Here is a 5421-nt window from a genome sequence, read left to right on the forward strand (position 1 = left end):
CGCCAGATGCAGCATGACGATGGAGTCCTTGCCCCCGGAGAACAGCAGCACCGGCCGCTCGAACTCCCCCGCCACCTCCCGGAAGACATGCACCCCCTCCGACTCCAGCACATCCAGATGCGACAACGCGTACGGACTGTCGGGGGCGCCTCCACTCATGCGAGTTCCTTCGCCTGCAGGAGCCGGAGCACGGCATCCGCGCACGCCTCGATGCCCTGTTCGTGTGCGGCGATCCGCAGGTCCGGATCGGCCGGCACCTCGTACGGATCGTCCACACCCGTCAGCCCGGACAGCTCACCCGCCGCCTGCCGCGCATACAGGCCCTTCACGTCCCGGGCCGCACACACCTCCAGCGGCGTGGCCACGTGCACCTCCAGATAGGGGGTGCGGGAGCTCTCGTGTCGTTTGCGCACGGCCTCCCTGCTGTCGGCGTAGGGGGCGATGACCGGCACCAGGGCGACGATGCCGTTGCGGGCCAGCACCTCGGCGAGCAGGCCGACGCGCTGGACGTTGGTGTACCGGTCCTCGCGCGAGAAGCCCAGGTCCGCGCTGAGGACCGCACGGTTCTCGTCGCCGTCGAGCATCTCCACCCGTCGGCCGTCGCCGCGCAGCCGCGTGGCCAGCGCCCGGGCGATGGTCGTCTTGCCCGCGCTCGGCAGGCCCGTGAGCCACACGGTGGCCCCCGGCCAGCAGGTGCAGAAGGGGTGGAAGGAAGGAGAGGGGAAGGAATGAGAGGTGGTCATCCGTCGCTCCCGGTTCGCCGAGTCGTGGTGTGAGCGATGTGTGCCCGCTCCGGCACCGGCCGGCACAGGACGCGTCCCACGACGGAGGCGAGGAGGGCGTGGGCCCGCTCCGGGCCGGGCGGCTCCTCGTCCGTCGTGCGCCAGGCCACCATGCCGTCCGGCCGGACGAGTACGGCTCCCCCGGGCCCGGTTCCGCAGACCGCGGTGAAGGTTGCGGACGGGTCGTGGAGGTCGCCTCCGCCGGCGGCCACGTGCAGGCCGCGTACGGGGAGTCCCGTCGCGTCGGCGAGGCGGTCGGCCGCCCGTGCCCAGGCGGGGTGGGCCGAGAGGAGGGTGAGGCGGCCGTGGCAGAGGTCCAGTGTGGAGACCTCGGTGCCCGCGTCGGTGCGCAGCCACAGGTGCGGCAGCCGGGTGCCGGGCTCCGCCGTCAGGGCGAAGGCCGCGGGGAAGGCCGGGCCGGGCGGGGCGCCGAGGACGGCCGTGGAGCGGTAGCGGTATCCCATGATCAGTGTTCGTGGGTCGCAGAGGCGGGCGCCGCCCAGGGCCTGCGGGGGTACGCCGTCGAGGAGCATGGACTGCTGTGCCGTGGCGCTTCCGACGGGCCGGCGCTCCTGGTCGTAGGTGGCGAGGAGTCCGGGGCCGGCCCAGGAGCCGGTGACCGCGGCGAGTTTCCAGGCGAGGTTGTGTGCGTCCTGGAAGCCGACGTTGGATCCGTAGCCGCCGGATGGTGGGTGGAGGTGCGCCGCGTCGCCGACGAGGAAGACCGGTCCGGCGCTGTAGCGTGCCGCGATGCGGTGCCGGGCCCTCCAGTGGAAGACGGTGCGTATCTCGGCGTCGGCGTGTTCGTCGCCGATGGCGGCCAGGACCAGGGCGCGGCAGGTGCGTTCCGTGTAGGTGCCGTCCGGCTCGGCGAGTGCCGGGTCGTGGTCGACCGCGGCGCACCAGTGGCCGGGGGTGTTGAGTTCCATCACCGCGCCGTCGAACCCCGGGTTGCGGATCATGCACATGAAGAACCTGCGGGTCGGGTCCCATGCGCCGGGGGCGGCGCGGAAGAGCACGCTGACGCGGTGGGCGAGGGTGCCGTGTCCTTCGCGGGTGATGCCGACGCGTTCGGCGATGCGGCCGTGGGCGCCGTCGGCGGCGACGACGTACCGGGCGTCGACGGTGTAGGTGCGTCCGGTGGCGCCGGCACGGATCCGGGCGCGGGCGCCGTCGGGGCCGGTGCGCAGGCCGGTGAGTTCGTGGCCGAAGCGCACGTCGGCGCCGTTGCGTGCGGCAGCCTCGGCGAGCAGGGGTTCCATGCGATCCTGGCCGCACCAGAAGGGGGCGCAGGGGCCGGGAACGGCGAGTTCCTCCTCGCCCGTCTCCAGCACTTCGGCGTGGTGCAGGCCGGCGAGCGAGGTGGCTCCGAGGACGACGCGGGGCAGGAAGCTGCCGGGCCGGTCCCGGGCCCGGGGGTCGTCCTCGCGGACCACCTCGAAGCCGGCCCGGCGGATCTCCTCCTCCAGGCCGGCTTCGCGGAACAGTTCCATGGAGCGCCGGCTGACGTGGGTGGCGCGCGGTACGGGGGAGGTGGTCGTGTGCCGTTCGACGAGCAGGCAGCGCACGCCGTGGCGGGCGAGGAAGAGTGCCGTCGCCAGGCCCGTCGGCCCTCCTCCGACGACGAGCACGGGGACGTCCACCGCTGGGGTCTCCTCCCTGCCGCTCCCTACCGCCGGGGTGCGGTCCTTCGTGTCCCTCAGGTCCTTCAGGTCGATCAGACGGCCCCTCGGACAGATCCTTCAGGCCTTGGTCGCCAGCCGGTCGCCGACCACCAGGTGGTCGAGTCGCATGCTCGCGAAGGCCTCGACGGCGTCCTCGGGCGTCTCGACGATGGGGCGGCCGGCGACGTTGAAGGAGGTGTTGAGCAGCACGCCGCACCCGGTGAGTTCTTCGAAGCGCCCGAGCAGGGCGTGCACCTTCGGGTTCTGCCCGGCGTCGAGGGTCTGCAGCCGGGCGGTGCCGTCGACGTGTGCCGCGGCCGGTACGGCGTCCGGGCGGGTGACGCGGGCGACGATCAGCATGAAGGGCGAGGGCTGGTCGAGGTCGAAGTAGTCGCGAGCCCGCTCCCGGCGGACGACGGGGGCGTAGGGGCGGAACCACTCGCGGTGTTTGACGTGGTCGTTGAGGTGGTCGCGGACCGAGGCGGGGTAGGGGGCGGCGAGGATGCTGCGGTGTCCAAGGGCCCGGGGGCCGAACTCGGAGCGGCCGTCGAACCAGCCGATGATCTTTCCTTCGGCGAGCAGGGCGGCGACCCGGCCGGGCAGGTCGTCGGGGGTCTCCACGGTGAAGCCGGAGGCGGCGAGGGCGGCGTCGGCCCTGGTGGTGGGGTAGGCGGGCCCGAGGTAGGCCGTCGTGAGCGCCGGGAGGCCGGTCAGGGGCCTGCCCTCCAGTTGGTGGAGGCCGTAGTAGGCGCAGCCGAGGCTGATGCCGTTGTCGCCGGCGGCCGGTACGACGAAGACGCGTTCGAAGGGGGTTTCGCGGAGGATGCGGCCGTTGGCGACGCTGTTGAGGCCGACGCCGCCGGCGATGCACAGGTCCGTGAGGCCGGTGCGGCGGTGCAGGTCGTTCGCGCAGTGCACGAGGGCGCGTTCGAGGACTTCCTGGGCGGCGTGGGCCAGGGCGGCGCGGTCGTCGAAGTCCCCTGATGCCACGAGGCGTTCGAAGGCGTGGTTGACCTTGCTCGCGGAGATGCTGACGCCGCCGCCGGGGAGCAGGGTGACGAGCTCCGCGACCTGGTCGTTGAAGCGGTCGTCGCCGTAGGGGGCGAGGCCCATGGTCTTGCCGTCCTCGCTGACCGGGTAGCGGGTCTTCGGTCCGGTGTAGGACAGGCCGAGGGCGAGGCTGGCGGCACGGTAGAAGTGGCCCAGGGAGTTGTCGGTCTCTCCCGGCTGGTAGTAGGCGCTCTCGGTCGCCGCGTCGACGAGGTGGGCGCCGCTGACGCGGTTCACCAGGTGGATTCCGGACTCGTCGGCGGTGTAGCCGCTGATCGTCTCCGCCTCGCGCGGGCCCGGCCCGTCCTTCCGGCCGGTGACGAGGCTGCCGGAGTTGTCGCAGACCAGCACGGCGGCCCGGGCCATGCCGGAGGCGCCGAACGCGCTGTAGGCGTGGGCGAGATGGTGGTTGACGACGGTCACGCGCTTGCGGAACGAGTGGTAGAAGGGGCGGGGCACGAGTTCGCAGCAGACCACGTGGTCCACGTCCTCGGCCGTGGTGGCCAGGGCGTCGAGGCAGGCGCGGCGGCTGAGGCCCGCCAGGAGGTCCGCGCCGAGCCCGTACTTGCTGCCGATCAGGCGCTCCTCGTCGACCGCCACCAGTTCCCGGCCGTCGGAGGCGCAGGAGGACCAGTCGTGTCCGGAGCCCCCCAGACCCAGCACCGTCATAGCGTCGATACTCCTTCACTGCCGTGGCCGGATGAACTGCTGTGACCGGATTGCCGTGGTCGGATGAACTGCCGTGGTCGGATGCGGGCGAGCGCGCTGTGCGGTCAGGCGCGGCGGATCTCCACGATGCGCAGCGGGCCGGTGCCGCAGGGCAGTGAGCGCTGCACGGTCAGGCCGGCCTTCTCCAGCAGCGTGGCGAACTCGTTCTCCGAGCGCTCGGCACCGCCCACGAGGACGAGGAGGAGCAGGTCGACGAAGAGGGTGGAGGCCGCGGGCCGTTCGTCGATCAGGTTGTCGATCACCAGGAGGCGGGACGCGGGCGCCATGGCGGCGGCGATCCGGCGGAGGATGCGCAGGACGTCCTCGTCGTCCCAGTCGTGCAGGACGTGTTTGATGAGGTAGAGGTCGGCTCCGGCGGGGATGGTCTCGAAGAAGTCGCCGGGGAGGATCTCGCAGCGCTCGCCGAGGCCCCGGCCCTCCAGGAGGGCGCGGGCCTCGCCGGCGACCGCGGGGCGTTCGAGGAGGACGCCGTGTGCGGCGGGGGCGCTGTCGAGGATGGCGGCCATGAGGCTGCCGCGGCCGCCGCCGATGTCGACGACGGTGGCCGCGCCGGAGAAGTCGTAGGCCTCGGCGACCTGGTGGCTCTCGGCGAGGGACACCGATCCCATGGCGTGGTTGAACAGCTCCCGGGCCTGCGGGTCCTGCTGGGTGAGCTGCCAGAACGAGACGCCGTTGGCGACGTCGAAGGAGGCTTCGCCGGTGCGGACGCTGTGGGCGAGTCGTTCCCAGGCCCGCCAGTGCCAGGGGGCGGCCTGGAAGCGGGCGTCGGTGGCCACGGGGCTGGTGGGGTCGGGCAGCAGCACCTCGGAGAGGGCGTTGTGCCCGTACAGGTCGTCGTGTCCGAGGTCCTCGAAGATGCCCGAGGCGGCGAGGAGGCGCAGCAGTCTGCGCAGGGTGGGCTCGTGCGCGCCGGCCGCGGCGGCCAGGTCGGCGGCGGTGCGGGGGCCGTCCTTAAGGAGCGCGGGCAGGCCGAGCTCGACGGCGACGTGGACGGCGCGGGCCTTCCAGCCCCCTTGCAGGATGTCGTTGACGGTCTCCTCGGCGGTGGCGCGGGCCTGGTCGTCGTGCGTCCGCTCCGCAGTCATACGGGGGTTCCTCCACAGGGCGTTCGGGGCAGGCGGCGGGGTCCCGGCGGGGCCGGGGCGGCGAGCGGGGGCCGGGCGGGCACGGGCCCGGCCGGGGCGCGGGTGACCGGC

Annotated in this window: 4 protein-coding genes; all 4 read right to left on the reverse strand. The window is 73.1% G+C overall.

The window, feature by feature from the left end:
• Positions 1–155: 155 nt before the first annotated feature.
• Complete coding sequence (cysC, locus tag B7P34_RS34845) at positions 156–743, reverse strand: adenylyl-sulfate kinase (RefSeq protein ID WP_106682142.1); 588 nt, start codon at positions 741–743, stop codon at positions 156–158.
• Positions 740–2425: an FAD-dependent oxidoreductase gene (locus B7P34_RS34850; RefSeq protein ID WP_189383278.1), complete on the reverse strand. Its 1686-nt coding sequence runs from the start codon at positions 2423–2425 to the stop codon at positions 740–742. The genes cysC and B7P34_RS34850 overlap by 4 nt, the downstream gene beginning before the upstream one ends.
• A 99-nt stretch (positions 2426–2524) precedes the next feature.
• Complete coding sequence (locus B7P34_RS34855; RefSeq protein WP_106682144.1) at positions 2525–4165, reverse strand: carbamoyltransferase family protein; 1641 nt, start codon at positions 4163–4165, stop codon at positions 2525–2527.
• Between the two features lie 104 nt (positions 4166–4269).
• Entirely contained in the window at positions 4270–5310 is a 1041-nt protein-coding gene (locus B7P34_RS34860) for a methyltransferase (protein ID WP_106682145.1), read from the reverse strand.
• Positions 5311–5421 lie beyond the last annotated feature (111 nt).

The sequence above is a fragment of the Streptosporangium nondiastaticum genome (genome assembly GCF_003011965.1).
GTDB classification, from domain to species: Bacteria; Actinomycetota; Actinomycetes; order Streptomycetales; family Streptomycetaceae; genus Streptomyces; species Streptomyces nondiastaticus.

What these genes read in the sequence shown, in the direction of transcription:
- B7P34_RS34860 (WP_106682145.1), bottom strand. Translation starts at nt 5,310, where the DNA reads ATGACTGCGGAGCGGACGCACGACGACCAGGCCCGCGCCACCGCCGAG.
- B7P34_RS34855 (WP_106682144.1), bottom strand. Translation starts at nt 4,165, where the DNA reads ATGACGGTGCTGGGTCTGGGGGGCTCCGGACACGACTGGTCCTCCTGC.
- cysC (WP_106682142.1), bottom strand. Translation starts at nt 743, where the DNA reads ATGACCACCTCTCATTCCTTCCCCTCTCCTTCCTTCCACCCCTTCTGC.